Here is a 15,915-nt window from a genome sequence, read left to right as displayed (position 1 = left end):
TGTTCCCCCCTCTAAAAAAAGCAACCCTATCGTGCCGCTATTCGTACGAACATTTCAGCAGAATTTTTCCCGTATAATTGCGGCTCTCCATTAATTTGTGGGCATGAGATGCATTGCTTAAATCGAATTGTTTAGCAATTGGCAGCTTTACCTTATTTGAGGCAAATAAATCAATGACTCTCGCAGCCACAGGTGCTAATCGCTCTGGCTGATGTTTCCTGGTTGTTCCGAGACTGAAACCTTTAATATTTCGGCAGCTGCTGTGAACATCGCTTGTAGTAAATGATCCTGCCTCGCCGCTGCTATTTCCGAATTGGACCAGCGTTCCATACAATCTTAAACAGTCCAGGCTCTTCCTCGTGATATTTCCCGCTACCGAGTCAAAAATAACCGTGGCTCCCTGTTGATTCGTCTTAGCCAATACTTCCTCGGAAAATTGATTATAAGTGCATACGATATCAGCACCTAAAGACTTCACATAATCTTCCTTTTCAAGACTGCCTACAGTCCCGATGATTTGATGAATACCAAACAATTTAGCAAGCTGAACTAACATGGAACCAACTCCGCCAGCTGCACTATGGATCACGATGGTATCTGCTTCCTTCACTTGCCCTATTTCATGTAATAACATAGAAGATAAGATCGATACAGTAGGCATGGCTGCCGCCTGCTCAAATGAGAGGCTGTCAGGGATCCGGTACACAAGCGATTCATGTGCTGCACCATATTCTGCGTAAGATCCGGAAGTTGGAAATGCAATGACTCGTTCGCCAATTGAAAATTTTGAACCAGGAAAAACTTCCTCCACGATTCCTGCTGCATCTAACCCTGGAACGAAGGGGAACTTTCCCTTTCCTTTGTTCCCTTTTCTTTTCTTAATGTCGGCATAATTTACGCTAGTGTAAGCGAATTTAATTAAAATCTCCTCAGATTCAAGCTTCGGTCGTTCAATATCGGTATAGATCAGTACATTTTCATTTCCAAATTCGTTTTGAATAATGGCTTTCACGGCAAATCCCCCTTTGGTATGTATAACATCTTTATATCATAACTCCTACTCGCCAATTGCTAAAAAAGCAGGTTACATCCTACTATGACGACAACCGGCCCCTTATTATTAAACAGCAATAAACTAAAAAAAAACACAAATCAAGAGCAATTGCGGCCCTCAATTTGTGCCATGGCGGGCGGATCATTCTACCCGTTCGATTTTTTACTAATTCAGCATGATGTGGATTTCCTTCCTTGCCGCCGCTGCTTATTTCTTTTCCATCACTGCAAAGTAGTTATTTTCATGATCTGCAAAGTTAAATACTCTTCCTCCAGGCATATTCACTAGTTCCCCGACCGTTACATCCTTACTTGATAAGTCATTATACAAAGCATCGAGATCGGCTGCATAAAACATTAAAGATGGGGTCCCAAGATTTAACTCAGGCTGCATTTGAGCAATTAATTCCTTGTTATGAAGCACAATACTTGTTTCTGAAGACGCTGTAGGGGCTAATTCTATCCATCTCATTCCTTCGGCGTTACTCTCATCCGAAATCACATGAAACCCTAAATGCTCTTTCCAAAACCTTAAAGATTCATCCTGGTTGTTCACATATAACATGACTTGTCCCACTTTACTTATCATCCAATTCCCTCCTAATAGTAGCGTTCTTTAATAGTATAGCCTATTGGATAGTCGGTCGCTTATGCGGCATCCTTCCATGGTCCTCGTTTTTTACATTTAAGATACCCCCTAAGTGTCGCTTCCAACTTCCGATTCATTATTTCATTACAAAATTTATGTATTTTTACTTTTCTGGTTTAGCAGCTGATCTACTTTCGCTTCCAATCGTTTCGTCTTTTCTCGCTGCTTCTTAAACATCAAGAATAAGAATACAAAAACTGCAGGAATCAAGAGCATGACTAGAAACATGACCACCTGAATAATAGCATCTGCAGTATTAAATCCACCTTGAGCCACTGTTATAAGGAACAAGTTATCTCCTCCAGTATAAGTTCATAGTTGTACAGGATGTCTGAATAATGATAATGATCATAGGAGGAACAAGCAGTATGCTGCGAATTATTTCAATAAATTAGCTAAGAAATAACTTTTATTAATAATGAAAAGTACAGCAATGGGCAAAAAAAACAAAAACCCTCGCTATTCTAATTGAACCTCAGTTAATAAACATTTTTAAAGATATCCACAAGGATAACTGAAATAAGAATCAGGGAAGTGAACAGATAGGCATATCCTAATTTTTTATCTCTTTCTTTTTCTATGACCATTTCTACCCCAAATAATAAAAATATACATGCTAAAAGATAATTTATCGATAAATCGATTGGATGGATAAAAAAGTGATAAAAAACAGCGCATAAAATCCCGATAGCAAGGAATTTATTTATTTTTCTAAATAGATTCAATACTTTTCTCCCTCCTATTTCTTATCCCACTCTTAGCTTAAGAAGATTCCGTTCACCTTATCATTTTATATAAATAACCATAATTTTTCCACTTTTTCCACATCTTCACTTGCTTCATTTTTCTCAACAAAAAACGCAATTCCTGTGAAACTGGGATTGCGTTACGGCATACGTATAAAGATTTGTTATAACTAATGAAGCAGAATATGAGTGATTTTCGCTTTGGGATTCGTTTTCAAATAGGTTTCCCGCGCTTTTTCCTTGTGAGTAGCGAATACCGGCTCTCTTTTAACAACGCCTGATTTGGTCTGATAATAGATCAGATATTTATCCGTCATAGGAAGGCTCCTTTCTTCCTGAAAAAATAGAATTGCTAAAAGTATTCGCCCGATGAAAGTAAAATATACATCAACCTATAGAAAAGGAAAAATTTTTTAAACCTTTATTTTATTTACATTTTTTACTTATCATTAAATTACTATATCAGATGATAATAAGTAATAACAATAAATGCACAAAAAGTGGTGATTCCCATTCTTTTTAATTTAACTGTAGGATTACTCATTCCTTGGATAATTGCAATTATCTTCTGCCGCAGAACTCCTTTATTATTTTTAACGGTGGCTCCTTTTGTGGCTTTACTATCGATCACATTAAATCAAATCGGCATGGCATTGAAGTTCTGGACGCTTTACCCTGAAACCAATTATCTCATCTTTAATTCCATTAATATTGATTTTGGCTTTAATCCTGCTATGGCAGTTCTATTTACGTTTATAATCTATATTAAGCAGTGGAAGCGCTGGATCGTTTACTTAGGATTTCTCATATTTCTAACTGGCTCAGAGAAATTGGCTGTGATATTCAATAAAGTAAAGTACGATGATCACTGGAATATCTTCTATACATTTATCGCCTATTTACTTGGCCTAATTCTAGCCGATATTTATTTTCATTTTCTAAAAAAATTGACCAAGGAACTCTAAGGGGACAATGACTTTACTGAAATGATTGGATAATCTTTAACAGACGTTGGGGATGCTCTGTGGCCACGTTCTCTGATAATCTTGCCGCTGCGATGATCGGTCCCCATTGAAAAATTGCTTCTTTCTGAAATCCGCTTTGCTCACAGTAAAGTCGCAGATAAAGGTCTGCCCAATCCTCTGAAAACTGAGAGTAGAGAAGGTACGTACGATAAACGTCGGCTCGGATATCTCCGGCACTGGCATCTACCCAATCGATAATGGTGAGTTAATCCTTGAGCTTCATTAAGTTAAATAAGTGAAAATCTCCATGACATAACTTTGGCTCGTATGAGATGGCATGTACCGCCTTTATTAAGGCATTCTTCTGTCTATCTTCCACGAGCGGGGCAGATTCGATTTGGCGTACTAACTTTCCAGACATGGATTCGATGGAATCAGCTTTTATCTGATGAACAGTGCGCTGCATTTCAACGGATAGATTCATATAAAATTCGGCATCTCTCTTGTTGTTACATAGCAACTCCCCAAGCGTTGTTCCTTCTATATATTCCATAATGATCGCTGGTCTTCCTGCTATCTCCGTCACTTCCAGTACTTCAGGAACTGGAAGACCGTTCACAAAGGCTACATGCTGTTTCCGTGCTTCCTTTTCAGCTTCTGTATCGGGCAAATGATCGTGAAATACTTTGATGGCTCTGTTTTCGCAGCGATAAACTTCAGCTGTGTTTCCTGTCGCAATTGGTGTCCCTAAATTCATGAGCTTTCACCTTCCTTCCGTTTAGAACTGATGGATAGTCTCGAAAACTCCATCAGCCAGCAATCTTGATATTTTCCCTCATGAAATTCATGATTGGGAAGGAGTTTCACTTTCTTAAAGCCGCATTTCTCGTAGCATGTTATGGCTCGAGTATTTTGTGTTTGAGGATCCATCACTATGCGACTTGCTTTTTTATGTTCAATTAAGTAACTAACCATACTAGAAATCAGCAGGGTTCCAATGCCTTTGTTCCAATAATCCGTCTCTCCAATAAATTGATCAGTGCCATAAGTGTTCTCCGTGTAAATTCCATATTTCTTTTTTGTATCTGCATCTAATTCATAGAATTGAATATAACCGATTTCTTTTCCCACATATTCGACCATACACATGCTGGTTTGACCCGCTGAAGCAAAGAATTTGTTTTGAACTTTCTCTAAATCAAATGGGTTATCCCTTCCTTCATAAAACTCAAGAACCTCTGGATCAGACAGCCATTTGGCTAATAAGGAAGAATCTTTTTCCTCTAATTGGCGTACGGTAAGCTTTTCATTTTGAAACAGCATTCTCATTCGGCTCCTCTCCTTAAGAAGTCCAGCAGAATTTCTTCATCAGTGGTTCATTCCCACTCTTCCTCTAAGATCGAGTAATAATACTCATCCCACCATTGATCTCCATGCGGTATACATTTTTTAAAATAGCCTTCTCTTCTCATCCCTATCTTTTCCATAACACGATAAGAAGGAATATTCTCAGGCTGGCAGGTAGCGATTATTCTGTGTAACCCCATTTCACTAAACCCGCATTCCATAATTGCTTTAGCTGCTTCAGTGGCATACCCATTTTGCTGATAACCAGGGTGGAATACCCAGCCGATTTCATAGGTATGACTTCCAAAATACTTATGAAAAACTATGTGCCCAATAAGTTGATTTTCATTTTTCAGGAGAACAGGGAACTTTTCTGCTTCGGGACCAATATTGTTATTTACCAGCTCTTTTGCTTTTTCTTCAGATAATGCCCCCTCTGGGATATACTTCATAACGTTGCGATCTCTTGTATATTCATAGACCGCTTCCCAATCCTTGTATTCAAATCTCCTGATCATTAACCTGTTTGTTTTGATATCCATATCCATCCTCCATCCCGGCGATTAAATAATTCTCATAATCATTTTTCAATGGTAAAAAAGTCGATTTTTGCATCTTTTTTAAAATTTCTATCAAATAAAGTGATCCAATCCGTAAATGAAATCGATTGCTTAGTGAATCACCAATAATTACTCGGGGGTTCACTATCTGAAAAGGAGATGAGAAACACATGAAGATCAAACGAATTTTTGCAGTTCTTATGGCAGTTATGTTATTGATTCCTTCTTTAGCGTTTGCCGCTGATGGAGAAAAAGACTCCACACCTGTACAGAGTCCTGCCGCTGACCTAAGAGCGAATTTAGGTCAATTATTAGCCACACACTTTGAATACCAGGTCCTTACTACTTTAAAACAGTACCAGGGAGCTGCTGATGCGGATGTCGCTCAGGAAATGCTTGAAAAGAATGCGGGAGAAATGAAAGCCGCTTTCAAATCTATTTACGGACAAGAAGGTGCCGATCAATTTGCGAAGATCTTCTCTTCTCAATATGAAGACAGTGCCAATCTTGGGACAGCCTTCAAAAATGATGATTCCGATCAGAAAATGCAAGTCAAGCAAGCCTTGCAGCAAGACTTTCCTAAAGAATTAGGTGCTTTCTTAGATACAGCTACTGGTGGAAATCTTCCAGCTGCAACTGCTGAAAAAGTACTTACCGCTCACGAACAAGACGTGATGAATGTATTTACCGCTTATATTAATGGTGATTATAAAAAAGCTTATGATGCTTTGGACGAGGGTTACAAACGTATGTACACCATTGGTACAGCCTTATCTCAAGCTATCGTAAAACAAATGCCTGAGAAGTTTAATAACACTAAAGCCGTAACACCAGCTTCTGATCTGCGCGTGACATTTAACGAATTGCTAGGGATTCACTTTACCTACCAAACGTTAAATAGCTTGAAAAACCTTCAAGGTTCAGACGATGCTGATGTTGTAAATGAAAAACTAGAACAAAATGCAGATGAAATGACAGCTGCTGTAAAATCCATCTATGGACAAGAAGGTGCCGACCAGTTTGCTAAAATCCTTTCTTCTCAATATGAGGATAGCGCTGGACTAGGAACTGCCATGATGAATGAAGATATGGATAAAGTGAACCAAGTGAAACAATCTCTTCTTCAAGACTTCCCGAAAGAGCTGGGTTCTTTCTTAGCTGCTGCCACAGAAAATAACCTTCCTGCTGACACAGCGACTAAAGTTCTAATGGCTCATGAACAAGATGTTATTGATGTCGTAACGGCTTATATGAATGAAGATTATCAAAATGCTTATCAAACTTATGATCAAGGACTGAAACGCATGTCTACGATCGGTACAGCTCTATCAGGAGCGATTGCAACTCAAATGCCAGATAAATTCAGTGCAGAGACAATGCCTTCTGAAATGCCTGATACCGGCATGGGCGGAACAGCCAGTAACACTGCCTGGGCATGGATGGCCTTTATCATTCTAGCACTTGGCGGCGGTGCAATGGTTTACCGTAAAAAATCAACCGTTAAGTAAGATCAAGTACTATCCTATATCTTTTTATTACATGGAGAGAGGGCTCTTTTCCCTCTCTCTTTTTTATTTCCCTTGTTAATTCAAAGAAGGATCAACTTCTATTTCTCCAATCCAACCTCATCCTTTAACTAAAATGATCCGGCAGATTAAAGTAGTCGGTTAGAGGCACCTTCCTCCCATTGTGATTCCATGATTGGTACTCCTTAAAAATGTGATCTATATCATGATCTGCCTTATCTTCCACTAAATATTTCACTGCTTGAAAACTTCTCCAATAATTATACATAATACTGGTCAGACTGCCCTGGTAACTTTCACCACCAAACTCGTCTAAGGAATGATGACCGTACTTATCTTTAAACAAAACAATCATTTGAGCCTCAGCATTCACTATTTCCATAAATTCTGTTTCACTTAATATGTATTTTCTTGCTAAGTAATCACACATTCCTTCTTCAAACCAAATGCTATCCACTCTTTCCTCATCAAATTCATCTACGAATAAATCTGAATGGTGGGTTAATTCGTGACCTAGAATCGTGACCAATTGGTTTTCAGATAAATGCTCGTAATATCTCCGAATCTCAGGTGCCTTTCTGCCCTCTAGCTGCTGAATAAAAAGTCTTCTCCAAGCTGATAAATCCGGTGAAAAATAGATAATATTTTCATTTGTAAACGCAGGGATGGGCAGATTTGAAAAGATATTCGTCGCCAATTCTTCTGAAGTCCATACGATAGCTTTCGGCGCTTCTTTAAGGGCGTATTGTTCTTCTAATATTTTTTGGTAATTGCTGAGCTTCTTTCGGAAATTTACGATGATTCCATCGAATTGTTCATAATCTGATTTATTTTCGAAAGCAAAAATGTGTTTCATCTAAATTCTCCCCGTTCATAGAATAGCGTACATTTGTTGAAAGTTATGGATGGTATAGTCTGAATGCTCTATTTCTTCGTTATCTTCAGTATCATATAATTCCTTTTCTTCTTCCAAACGCTATCAGATTTACAAAAGGATCTCCTGGTAGACCCAATAATTCACAAAACGCTGACTCAGTGTTATACCCTCGTTTTTTTAGATCTTTAACCTTATTTTTAAGGGCAGGTGTTTCCTTTAATAGTTCGAATTCAATTATCATATGTAAATAGGCATTCTGCTTGTGAACAGGCTGATGCTGTCCAAAGATCTCAACTTCAAAGTTTTGAAAAATAAAATTAGCTTTGACAACTTCGCGCCCTCGGATCATTTTGTTCTTCATCGTAAAGCCCGCTTGATCCCCGTAATGCCTTCGAAGCTGCTGCTCAAACTCCTTCAGGTCTGTTACTTCCATGATGATGTCTAGATCCGAATTCTCGACATCAATCCCCAGAGGAATTGTTCCACAAAGTACTGGATGATAGCTTCTCATTTGAGAGAAGATTTCTAATTCAGCAAGCATGAGATAAGCAGCTTTTTGCTTGTTATTTCCTCTCTTCATTTCTGCCAATAGATCCATCATCGAACCATCTCCTTAGAAAGGGGAAATTACCAGAAAGTTCCTATCCTCATTTTACCAAAACTCCCTAATTTACTGAAAAAAAAAAAGAACCCAGCGGACAATGCCGAAGGGTCCATTTTAGTATTAGTGAGCATGAGCATCTCCATCATCTTTCATTGCACAAAACGTATCTTCTTCGTGCGGATGGTTGTGATCCTCGATTTGGATGGTCACATGACCAATGCCAATATGAGCTAGATCATGTTCAATCGTCCGTAAGATTTGCTGATGCTCGGAAAACGGAACATCTTCTTTTAGAACGAGGTGACAGGCTAGGGCATTCTTGCCGCTGGTAATACTCCACACATGCAGATCATGAAGATCCGCGACGGCATCCTGCTTTTTCATCGTCTGAATAACTTGATCAATTTCCACATTTTTCGGTTTGGATTCCATTAAAATACGGAAAGACTGCTTGCAAATATTCCAAGCACTGAATGCGATAATTACGGCAATAATCAAGCTGATGATCGGGTCAATGATATACCATCCTGTAAAGTGAATAATAATTCCCGCGATAATGACTCCGGCCGATGCTCCAACGTCACCAATGACGTGCAGCAGTGCTGCTTTTACATTTAAATTATCTTCGTCACCATTAAGCACAAAAATAATAATTAAGTTAACGACCAGTCCAATCCCAGCGCCGGCAAACATCCCCCAGCCTCCAACATCTACGGGATTAATGATCCGTTCGATTGCTGAATAGAGTATCCAGATCGTAATGCCGATTAAGGTGAGACCATTGAGCGCAGCAGCTAGAATTCCTGCCCGCTCATATCCAAAGGTCATTGTTTTGTCCGCTGACTTCTTAGAAATGTGCAAGGCAAACCAGGCCAGTCCAATCGCCAGTACATCGGTAGCCATATGCCAGGCGTCTGCAAGCAGAGCAAGACTATGAGAAAGAATCCCGAAGACTAATTCTGCTGCCAAGATAATCATAGCAAGGAAAAACGCCTGTTTCATTTTCCCTGCGGGTGCATGTGAATGAAATAAATCACTATGATCGTGATCATGATGATCATGGTCATGTTCATGTTGGTGTGCCATTTCCAAATCCTCCTATATGATCATGTGTTCATATTTAATTTATACCCTTATTTATTTTAAGCAAACACATTGGATTTTTTATATGAATAAGTGATCATATATAACATAACATTCGCAGTTCGGTCTTTCAAGCGATCCTTGAAAAGAACTCCCTCGCTTCTTAATTGCTTGGAATCTGATTTTCCACTTCCTCGCAATAAATTTTTCCATTAAAAAAAGACGGAAGTCCGCCTGTCTGATTTATTGATGAATGATTGAGGGGCTGTTGCAAATGCAGGGAGGTGGATGACTCCTTAACTTCCTTAATAAAAAGGGAACCTCAACTTTCAACGTCCCCCTTTTTATTAAGAGAGAAAATGGCATATCCAACTGCGGAAGATAAACGAAGCAAGGTTAAGCACCGGTGTAGACACTCGCACATGTTCCTGCCGCTGGCTCATAGTAACAATGATTCTTAAACTGGCCGGCAAAGGGCTGGCCATACCAGGTGTCGGGACATGGACCATACGGATTAAAATACCAAAGCGAATACTTAGCCGGCAGCTGGCTCCAATAATTTAAGTTCTTTCTTGCCAATCGCTTTTCTACAGATCGCGCCGGGTTATAAAATAGATTTCCTTTTTGTACAGCCTCAAAAGAATAATTTCCGCCCTGAACCTGGTAAATGACCTGTCTAATGGTTCTTACATCTGCAAAATCCAGGCAGGCTGCTTTGGCACGGTTAACGATTACATTTCCTACATACAGCATGCCTTGTTTTCCTTCACCTTCAGCTTCTGCCCGCATCATCCTAGCCATCAAGGCTACGTCTGAATTTCGATAGGGTACTCTTGGCATTTTTTCACCTCAGAAATATTGTATGAACAAAGCTTCTATTCATGCCATTTAATTAACCGTTCACATATTTCTCCATACGGATATCCGACCACATTCGCCCCTGCCAAAATGTGAAATCTCTTATGGAAACAATCTCTGAATAACCCATCCTTTTATAAAGACTGATGGCCTGTTTATTAAATTCAAATACTCCGAGCTCAATGCGTTTCAGTCCTTCGTTCTTGATCTGCTCCTCCAAATAGGAAATGGCTTTGTAGCCAATGCCCTTTCCTCTTCCTTCCTGCTCTCCAATGGTGATCCCAATCCATGCCGTTCCAGGTTCATATTTGTACAAATGAGGCGGGTCCACCATGAAATTCATTTCACCGACTAACTGTTTATCCAGATAAATTAAATAGATGTGATGGTCTTGAAGGCGTTTAATCAGATCCTGCTGATTGAGTTCGGTCCGTCGATCTAGTCCTGTTTGATCTTGATTTGGGCGCACGAGCGGAATTAAAGTTGAGTCATTCTCCCACCGGTTCATTGCCTTAACAATGCTCGGGGTTGGAGTGAGCAATCTTGTGAAATGAATGTTCATGGTATTCGTCCTCTCTATGTATGAAATTTGTTGATGATTCTACAGACGCTATGATTTAATACGTTTCCCAACTTTTCATGTCCATGCTGCAAACAGCGCAGCCACTATCCCGCCTCCAGTTATCACCATGAAGATGGCACCCCAAACTCGTTTATTCTCTTCAAAGAAATAAATATATCCGACGGTGAACCAATATATCACTGTACCCAGAACCCAGTAATTTGTATGAGCGCTCCACTGGCCGCTTATCAAATCAATGGCCAACAAGATCATGCTTACAATCAAGACACCTTCTCCAAACAACTTGATCACTCTTTTCACTTTTATGATCCCTCCTGACCTTCTCCCACGGAAAGGTTACGAACTAGATATCACCATCGTAACAAAATGCCGACTTATTAGACGAAATTGTTACTAATTGCTAAGCTTATAACTATTGGATACCATTTCGTTGGTAAATAGTAAAAAGGGAGACAGTATATGAAGTCAATATTATCATTTATTCTTGTAACCTTCCTGTTATTAAGTGGATGTTCTTTAGGAAAAGCTAGCGATTTAAACGCTTACGATAGTACAAGTCTTCAAAATGAATTAAAGAATGAAGCTTATCAGCCAAACCTGCCTGCTCAATTACCATTTCAAGCTGAAAATACCAACTTTGAACCTACTCCTACAACTGGAGATACCGAGGCCGTTTATAACTTTATATTCTCTGGAGAAGGAAAATCTATAGAATTAATGACCTTTAATGGCAAGGCTATTCATATGAACATGGAAATGAAAAAAGTGGATATAGGAAATCTTGAAGGAAAATATGCTGAAAAGAAAACCGAACAATCTGGAGAAACGATAAAGTATTTAACTTGGAAGCAGGATGGCATCGTTTATAAACTAACTGCAGCTCATAAAGACTCTGGCAAAAGCATTTCAAAGGAAGAGCTAATTAAGACTGCGGGTTCATTTGAATAATATAACGGTACGCAAATAAAATGGATAAGTCGCAAATATATCAGCTTTTCAGCAAATATAATGAAGAAACCGCAAATAAATCGGATTTTATGCAATTATATCTAAAAAAGCGCAAATAAATGATCGTACCCTGCTCTTAACATTCCCTTTAGTCCGCTGTCCTCAAGATTGGATATAAAAAGTACAGCACCCCTACGCTGACCAAAAGAGGCAGAGAACTCCACGCCATCAAATGCTGAATCTTAATCCCCATACCTAAAAGCATAGAAGTCACAGCGTACGAAAGGGGAATTAATCCTAGGGAACCTGTACGAATCAAACTCATCACCCTACCGACCTTCGCTTGATTTGCAGAGGATTGGACGAGGGAGATCAGCGGGATGTTGACTCCCGTAGTCAGCATGCCGATAAAAACGATGATCACCACTGCTGTTAAGATCGAATGAACTTGACTAAAAATAAACATGCCTGCTCCCTGCAGAGCTATGAAATATAAGGCATAAGACCCTCGCTTTCGCTGTATGTTCAAAAGTCCCAGAAGTACAGAACCCAGGATCATTCCCAATGTAAAACTCCCCTGCACATAACTAAAGTCTACCGAAGTTCCTTGGAGCACCCCCTCAACAAATATCGGCAGTCCCATCATTAAAGGTCCCGATATGAAGAAGTTCACTATAATTGTAATGATAAACAATGCCCTTAATAACGGAGATTTCCAAGTGTAAGAGAATCCTTCTGCCAATTGAACTTTAAAAGTGTCCCGGCCTTTCCCCTCGTTGTTCAGGTTATCTTCCCTCACTTTTATAAGGAAAACACTGCACCCAGAAATACATAAGCAAAGACCTATCAGAACGAGAACCAAGCTGTAACTCGCTATGTGAATTAAAATTCCTGCAAGGAAAGGTCCAGAGAACATAGCAATTTTGATGGCCCCTTGAAGAAGAGAATTTGCCCTCGTAAGCTGAGCGACTGATACCACTTTCGGTAGAAGAGCGTCTCTGGAAGGTTCGAACATTCCTCCGCTAGCTCCAAACAACCCTGCATTTACGGCCAGTATCCAGATAGGAACTTCAGATAAGTAATGAAAAAGGACGGAAAGCAGCAACATCAAAAAGGCTAACGATAAATCTGCAAAGCCCATAATCCTCGTTTGCCTGCCCCTGTCCGCAACCACCCCGCCAATGACCATGGAAATCATCCGCATAGACGTTAGACAAACTAAGACAATCCCAAGTAACGCTTCCTTATCAAGACTTTCCACCACATACCAGGACTGGATAAACATAAACATAGAGAGACTTAAGCTGGAAACCACTGTAGTCATCAATAATAAAATAAACGATCTGGATTTTGTTAAAGGCAGGACAACTTCACTTTCCAAGCGTTTGGTATTGTTCATACAACCTCTCCTTAAATAAATTTTTCTACACGGTTAAAAAAAATTTACTGTTAAACCAAAAAAAAGAGAATGACTTAAGATTCTCCTTTTTTCTTTTGAATCAGCGGTTCCTCCACTTGTAATCCAAGCATGTGAAAATAATATAGCTTAGCGTCTGGTGATGGATCGGGTCTTTGCAGGGCAGCAAGCTCTTCCATTAAATCGGAAAACTTCTGCTGCCAGACTAAGAAGTCTTCTTCTTTCGCGTGAATTTCATAAGCGCTGGATCGATATTTCCACTCGGCAGGGTCCTTAGAGCCAGACTCCTCCTTTAAAGAATCTTCCGGAGCGGCTAGGATTCTTCGTTTCGACTGGTCCAGCATACTGATCATCATCACTCTGACTGTTTCTGTCATATCCGAATAAGGAAGTAAAGATTGATCAGGTACGAATCCACCAGCAACTGCTTGATAAAACTTTTGCATGATCCCATTCTTTTCTTCCTTGTGGACGATGGCGATCAGTTCATTTTTTTCTAATTCTTTTAAGTGGTAGTGAATTCGCGCTCTGGAAAGGTTGAACAACTCTGATAATTGCTGCCCGGTCTTTGGTTTCTCCATTAAGCGAAGCAGTAATTCTGAGCGAAAAGGATCGGCTAAAGCCTTTAACTGTTTGTGAGTCGTCAATAGCTTTATATCTTTCATTGCTGTCAACTCCATTTACTCGGTAAAATTATTTTAACAATAGTATGGACGAAGGAACTGATCTTGTCAATTCGGCTCCTTGTCCCTCAAATCCATTCATCTTTATGCTCCCTAACAAACTGAATATCTTGTTGATAGTGTTCCAGGTGTCCTTCTTTGATCATCTTCTGAAAAGCGGGAACTCCTTCATCTGCTTTCCTTCTCATCGTTTTACACAGTCCTTCTAATCGAAGGACGACAATTTCTAAGGAATCATCAAACGGTTCACCGTAAGCACTTTTAAAAAGTTGAACCCTGCGTTTGATTCTGTCTGCGTGATGATTGGATCGATAATAAACTTTATCACCTGTTGGAGTTACATAAAACCTGCTTAAAGGACAGCTGGTATACAGCGTATAAGCGGCGTCCCACCCCCTGGGTCCTGGGGCAGCCACATCAAAATCTATAATTCCTGCGGGTTTATTATCTTTAAATATGATGTTGTAGATCGCAAAATCATTGTGGCAGATTACTTCTTTAGGTTCAGGGGTGAGATCTAAAGGCTGCCAGTCCTCATCAAAGGTAAAGTCACTTACAGCATTATGGTAGTGACGCAGCATTTTTGCTATACCAGTCAACGCATCATCTGACCACATATACGGTTGCAATGGATAATTTCCGGCTTCACCTTCAATGTAGGATAAGATCTCCCTCCCTTTTTCATCGATGCCATAATATTTAGGCGCATAGGAAAACTTTTTGTTTTCCAAGTGCTTCAGCAAGCGATGAATTCGGTGACTATTGGGGTGTTGTTCTCGCCGGACGGTATGCCCGGAACGAAAGACGTTATTGACGTTTCCCCCTGTTAACCATTCCTCTTTATCCACATCTCCACCTCCTTTTTTAGTTAAACATAAAGTTTCCGATTAAACCCAGAAGGATCATCAATACTATGCCTCCAACTATCACGTACCCATAGATCCTTATTCCCAAGGGCAATTTCCCTTCGCCGGGTGCTGGCGTACCTTCATGCTTCTGCATGTGGTCCATGGCATCATTGAATGGTTGATTGTCTTCATTTTCACCTTTCAAATTCCCCCCTTCCGCTCCACTCCCTAGTTCTTCCACCATGTTACCCCAGTAACATAAGCGGTACTGGTCTATTCATTTGTGAGCATTTTTCTAATCACCCTTATCTGTCCTCGGTGATTGATTTCATCTTCAAATACGTGAAACCAAATGAAATAATGATTGGACGAATGATGGGCCCATGGTGTATTTTCGTATAACCAATCATCTGTCTTTCTTTCGAATTCTTTAAGTGTTCTGTGCCTGATTTCTTCAAGTTTAGTTAAATAATAATCTAACGGCTGACCATTTATCTTCTTTCTTCCCTGTTCTCCCAGGCTGTAAGCCGCTCCCCATTCCTTCATCTCCTCTTCATTTGGGCTGCGTCCTTCAAAAGTTTCGATTTGAAATCCTTTTTCTACAGCAGCCATATGTAATAAGAGTGCTCCTATGCTATTTCCATCCTTACTTGGCAGGTAATCTAATTCTGTAGCAGTTAGTCCTTCTACAGCTTTTAAGGCGGTTCTTCTCGCATAATTCATTTGCGATACGAGATGCCCGATTTGCGTTGTGAACCCTTTTAACGGTTCTATTTTCACTTCCATTTAAAACAACTCCTTAAGATTTGATGAGATTTCGTCTGAAATCAAGAATGTCCTGAAGTCTTCATTTGAATCAGGTGTTCTATTTACTTATTCGATTTCTTCACTTCATCTCCTTGTTCCCTTTCTTATTTCCGCTCTTTCCAATGACAAAGATCTAAGACAGAATAATTTTTTCATTAGAAAATTGGGATTCTGACACTTTTTAAAATTTCCAATAACATATAATTACTTGATGATATAGTCTGTTAGCCATTATTAAACCCGTAAGATAAAGAGGCTAACACGCCTTCATCTTACGGGTTTTGTTCTGCCCAGCATGACGCGGGATTTATTGACGGTTACACAGAACGTATGGTTTGTTTCCGTTTCTTTGGTCAGGTTT

The 15,915-nt window shown here is 39.7% G+C and carries 21 protein-coding genes and 1 pseudogene; 3 read left to right on the top strand and 19 right to left on the bottom strand.

The genetic code is table 11. The features are described 5' to 3' along the window. Positions 1-37: 37 nt before the first annotated feature. From Q7A53_RS10995 to Q7A53_RS10975, 5 genes are all read right to left on the bottom strand, one after another. Positions 38-1,012, bottom strand: coding sequence for a quinone oxidoreductase family protein (locus tag Q7A53_RS10995; protein ID WP_411789211.1), 975 nt, complete (start codon positions 1,010-1,012; stop codon positions 38-40). Between the two features lie 249 nt (positions 1,013-1,261). After that, a complete protein-coding gene (locus Q7A53_RS10990) occupies positions 1,262-1,642 on the bottom strand; it encodes a VOC family protein (protein ID WP_411789210.1) in 381 nt (126 codons plus the stop codon). 153 nt (positions 1,643-1,795) lie between these two features. Next, entirely contained in the window at positions 1,796-1,993 is a 198-nt protein-coding gene (locus tag Q7A53_RS10985; RefSeq protein ID WP_411789209.1) for a hypothetical protein, read from the bottom strand. 188 nt (positions 1,994-2,181) lie between these two features. Beyond that, positions 2,182-2,427, bottom strand: coding sequence for a hypothetical protein (locus Q7A53_RS10980; RefSeq protein WP_411789208.1), 246 nt, complete (start codon positions 2,425-2,427; stop codon positions 2,182-2,184). Between the two features lie 191 nt (positions 2,428-2,618). After that, positions 2,619-2,765, bottom strand: a complete 147-nt coding sequence (locus tag Q7A53_RS10975; RefSeq protein ID WP_411789207.1) for a hypothetical protein — start codon at positions 2,763-2,765, stop codon at positions 2,619-2,621. A 183-nt stretch (positions 2,766-2,948) separates the two neighbouring features. On the opposite strand from Q7A53_RS10975, the gene Q7A53_RS10970 reads away from it, so the two are divergent. After that, positions 2,949-3,413, top strand: coding sequence for a CBO0543 family protein (locus Q7A53_RS10970; protein ID WP_411789206.1), 465 nt, complete (start codon positions 2,949-2,951; stop codon positions 3,411-3,413). 13 nt (positions 3,414-3,426) lie between these two features. On the opposite strand, the pseudogene Q7A53_RS10965 reads toward Q7A53_RS10970, so the two are convergent. From Q7A53_RS10965 to Q7A53_RS10955, 3 genes and pseudogenes are all read right to left on the bottom strand, one after another. Beyond that, positions 3,427-4,170, bottom strand: a pseudogene (locus Q7A53_RS10965) (phosphotransferase family protein). Continuing rightward, entirely contained in the window at positions 4,167-4,736 is a 570-nt protein-coding gene (locus Q7A53_RS10960) for a GNAT family N-acetyltransferase (protein ID WP_411789259.1), read from the bottom strand. Before Q7A53_RS10960 ends, Q7A53_RS10965 begins: the two are co-directional and overlap by 4 nt. A 53-nt stretch (positions 4,737-4,789) precedes the next feature. After that, positions 4,790-5,302, bottom strand: coding sequence for a GNAT family N-acetyltransferase (locus Q7A53_RS10955; protein WP_411789205.1), 513 nt, complete (start codon positions 5,300-5,302; stop codon positions 4,790-4,792). Positions 5,303-5,490: 188 nt separating this feature from the next. Here Q7A53_RS10955 and Q7A53_RS10950 point away from each other — a divergent pair, with 188 nt between their 5' ends. Beyond that, a complete protein-coding gene (locus Q7A53_RS10950) occupies positions 5,491-6,828 on the top strand; it encodes a hypothetical protein (RefSeq protein ID WP_411789204.1) in 1,338 nt (445 codons plus the stop codon). A gap of 124 nt (positions 6,829-6,952) precedes the next feature. Here the strand turns inward: Q7A53_RS10950 and Q7A53_RS10945 are convergent, their stop codons facing one another. From Q7A53_RS10945 to Q7A53_RS10920, 6 genes are all read right to left on the bottom strand, one after another. Beyond that, positions 6,953-7,702 (bottom strand): hypothetical protein, encoded by a 750-nt coding sequence (locus tag Q7A53_RS10945; RefSeq protein WP_411789203.1) that lies wholly within the window; start codon positions 7,700-7,702, stop codon positions 6,953-6,955. A 91-nt stretch (positions 7,703-7,793) separates the two neighbouring features. Next, entirely contained in the window at positions 7,794-8,324 is a 531-nt protein-coding gene (locus Q7A53_RS10940) for a DUF4269 domain-containing protein (protein WP_411789202.1), read from the bottom strand. A 123-nt stretch (positions 8,325-8,447) separates the two neighbouring features. Beyond that, positions 8,448-9,413 (bottom strand): cation diffusion facilitator family transporter, encoded by a 966-nt coding sequence (locus Q7A53_RS10935; protein ID WP_411789201.1) that lies wholly within the window; start codon positions 9,411-9,413, stop codon positions 8,448-8,450. Between the two features lie 393 nt (positions 9,414-9,806). Continuing rightward, on the bottom strand, positions 9,807-10,250 hold the full coding sequence (locus Q7A53_RS10930) for a cell wall hydrolase (protein ID WP_411789200.1): 444 nt from the start codon (positions 10,248-10,250) through the stop codon (positions 9,807-9,809). Between the two features lie 52 nt (positions 10,251-10,302). After that, complete coding sequence (locus Q7A53_RS10925; protein ID WP_411789199.1) at positions 10,303-10,830, bottom strand: GNAT family N-acetyltransferase; 528 nt, start codon at positions 10,828-10,830, stop codon at positions 10,303-10,305. 75 nt (positions 10,831-10,905) lie between these two features. Further along, the gene (locus Q7A53_RS10920) at positions 10,906-11,151 is read right to left on the bottom strand and encodes a hypothetical protein (RefSeq protein ID WP_411789198.1); all 246 of its coding nucleotides are present in this window, start codon (positions 11,149-11,151) and stop codon (positions 10,906-10,908) included. Positions 11,152-11,310: 159 nt separating this feature from the next. On the opposite strand from Q7A53_RS10920, the gene Q7A53_RS10915 reads away from it, so the two are divergent. Beyond that, positions 11,311-11,799: a DUF4367 domain-containing protein gene (locus Q7A53_RS10915; protein ID WP_411789197.1), complete on the top strand. Its 489-nt coding sequence runs from the start codon at positions 11,311-11,313 to the stop codon at positions 11,797-11,799. 148 nt (positions 11,800-11,947) lie between these two features. Here Q7A53_RS10915 and Q7A53_RS10910 read toward each other — a convergent pair whose 3' ends face one another. From Q7A53_RS10910 to Q7A53_RS10890, 5 genes are all read right to left on the bottom strand, one after another. Then, positions 11,948-13,198: an MFS transporter gene (locus Q7A53_RS10910; RefSeq protein ID WP_411789196.1), complete on the bottom strand. Its 1,251-nt coding sequence runs from the start codon at positions 13,196-13,198 to the stop codon at positions 11,948-11,950. A 74-nt stretch (positions 13,199-13,272) separates the two neighbouring features. Continuing rightward, the gene (locus Q7A53_RS10905) at positions 13,273-13,881 is read right to left on the bottom strand and encodes an ArsR/SmtB family transcription factor (RefSeq protein WP_411789195.1); all 609 of its coding nucleotides are present in this window, start codon (positions 13,879-13,881) and stop codon (positions 13,273-13,275) included. Positions 13,882-13,967: 86 nt separating this feature from the next. Beyond that, positions 13,968-14,747 (bottom strand): aminoglycoside phosphotransferase family protein, encoded by a 780-nt coding sequence (locus Q7A53_RS10900; protein ID WP_411789194.1) that lies wholly within the window; start codon positions 14,745-14,747, stop codon positions 13,968-13,970. Between the two features lie 16 nt (positions 14,748-14,763). Continuing rightward, a complete protein-coding gene (locus Q7A53_RS10895) occupies positions 14,764-14,988 on the bottom strand; it encodes a hypothetical protein (protein ID WP_411789193.1) in 225 nt (74 codons plus the stop codon). Positions 14,989-15,020: 32 nt separating this feature from the next. Continuing rightward, the gene (locus tag Q7A53_RS10890) at positions 15,021-15,533 is read right to left on the bottom strand and encodes a DinB family protein (RefSeq protein WP_411789192.1); all 513 of its coding nucleotides are present in this window, start codon (positions 15,531-15,533) and stop codon (positions 15,021-15,023) included. Between the last annotated feature and the right edge of the window lie 382 nt (positions 15,534-15,915).

Origin of the sequence: Halobacillus rhizosphaerae, assembly GCF_046719735.1 — a bacterium.
GTDB classification, from domain to species: domain Bacteria; phylum Bacillota; class Bacilli; order Bacillales; family Halobacillaceae; genus Halobacillus_B; species Halobacillus_B rhizosphaerae.
Note: the sequence above shows the minus strand (reverse complement) of the source record. Positions and strands in the feature narration are given on the sequence as shown.

Coding starts and splice junctions, on each gene's coding strand:
- Q7A53_RS10990 (WP_411789210.1), bottom strand. CDS start 1,642: ATGATAAGTAAAGTGGGACAAGTCATGTTATATGTGAACAACCAGGAT.
- Q7A53_RS10975 (WP_411789207.1), bottom strand. CDS start 2,765: ATGACGGATAAATATCTGATCTATTATCAGACCAAATCAGGCGTTGTT.
- Q7A53_RS10960 (WP_411789259.1), bottom strand. CDS start 4,736: ATGCTGTTTCAAAATGAAAAGCTTACCGTACGCCAATTAGAGGAAAAA.
- Q7A53_RS10955 (WP_411789205.1), bottom strand. CDS start 5,302: ATGGATATCAAAACAAACAGGTTAATGATCAGGAGATTTGAATACAAG.
- Q7A53_RS10950 (WP_411789204.1), top strand. CDS start 5,491: ATGAAGATCAAACGAATTTTTGCAGTTCTTATGGCAGTTATGTTATTG.
- Q7A53_RS10945 (WP_411789203.1), bottom strand. CDS start 7,702: ATGAAACACATTTTTGCTTTCGAAAATAAATCAGATTATGAACAATTC.
- Q7A53_RS10940 (WP_411789202.1), bottom strand. CDS start 8,324: ATGATGGATCTATTGGCAGAAATGAAGAGAGGAAATAACAAGCAAAAA.
- Q7A53_RS10935 (WP_411789201.1), bottom strand. CDS start 9,413: ATGGCACACCAACATGAACATGACCATGATCATCATGATCACGATCAT.
- Q7A53_RS10930 (WP_411789200.1), bottom strand. CDS start 10,250: ATGCCAAGAGTACCCTATCGAAATTCAGACGTAGCCTTGATGGCTAGG.
- Q7A53_RS10925 (WP_411789199.1), bottom strand. CDS start 10,830: ATGAACATTCATTTCACAAGATTGCTCACTCCAACCCCGAGCATTGTT.
- Q7A53_RS10915 (WP_411789197.1), top strand. CDS start 11,311: ATGAAGTCAATATTATCATTTATTCTTGTAACCTTCCTGTTATTAAGT.
- Q7A53_RS10910 (WP_411789196.1), bottom strand. CDS start 13,198: ATGAACAATACCAAACGCTTGGAAAGTGAAGTTGTCCTGCCTTTAACA.
- Q7A53_RS10905 (WP_411789195.1), bottom strand. CDS start 13,881: ATGAAAGATATAAAGCTATTGACGACTCACAAACAGTTAAAGGCTTTA.
- Q7A53_RS10890 (WP_411789192.1), bottom strand. CDS start 15,533: ATGGAAGTGAAAATAGAACCGTTAAAAGGGTTCACAACGCAAATCGGG.